The sequence below is a fragment of the Serratia sp. Sp408 genome, from assembly GCF_057180665.1.
The window spans coordinates 1-334 of the sequence record NZ_JBXUFT010000034.1; the positions used below are offsets into that span (position 1 = coordinate 1).

Below are 334 nucleotides of genomic sequence, written 5' to 3' on the forward strand. Positions count from 1 at the left end.
TTATTTTCGGTTCTTGCGAACCGGTGATAATGTCTTTCACTCATTATCGGATGGCGTCCCCAAGGGGATTCGAACCCCTGTTACAGCCGTGAAAGGGCAGTGTCCTAGGCCTCTAGACGATGGGGACACAAAATCCGATTAAACCCAGGGCTTAACCGTTTCTCGTATCAGCATGAGTCAGAGACTCATTACATCAACAGGTGCGCATTTGCTCATTACTTTTCTATCAGACAATCTGTGTGGACACTGCACAATCGAATATCGTTAGGTAAGGAGGTGATCCAACCGCAGGTTCCCCTACGGTTACCTTGTTACGACTTCACCCCAGTCATGA

The 334-nt window shown here is 47.9% G+C and carries 1 tRNA gene and 1 rRNA gene; both read right to left on the minus strand.

From position 1 onward, the window contains the following. Positions 1–51: 51 nt before the first annotated feature. Positions 52–127, minus strand: a tRNA-Glu gene (locus AC2AXP_RS22725). Positions 128–269: 142 nt separating this feature from the next. After that, a 16S ribosomal RNA gene (locus tag AC2AXP_RS22730) occupies positions 270–334 on the minus strand; the annotation flags it as partial.